This window comes from Buchnera aphidicola (Pemphigus obesinymphae) (assembly GCF_026122815.1).
Classification (GTDB): Bacteria; Pseudomonadota; Gammaproteobacteria; order Enterobacterales; family Enterobacteriaceae; genus Buchnera_C; species Buchnera_C aphidicola_BJ.
On sequence record NZ_JAIWQW010000134.1, the window covers coordinates 1 to 288 of the forward strand.

General features: G+C 25.7%; 1 pseudogene. It reads right to left on the bottom strand.

Annotated features, from left to right (window positions below):
• A pseudogene (locus LDP10_RS03445) lies at positions 1–288 on the bottom strand (2-isopropylmalate synthase); the annotation flags it as partial.

A 288-nucleotide genomic window follows, 5' to 3' on the forward strand; every position in this document is an offset into this window, starting at 1 on the left:
ATATAACTTTTCATCATAACCCATTTCTGTCATATAATGTTTTACAGCAGCTCTGCCAGAGCGTGATGTTAAATTTAATTTAATAGGTTTTAAACCATTACTTTCTGGTGTAATTATTTCATAATTTTTCCTATTTTTTAATATACCATCCTGATGAATACCAGATGAATGAGAAAAAGCATTAGTTCCTACACTAGCTTTATTGGATGGAATAATAGTGTTACAAATTTCACTAATTAATTTACTAGTTCTATATATTTTTTTATGTTTAATGTTAGTATGTAAATT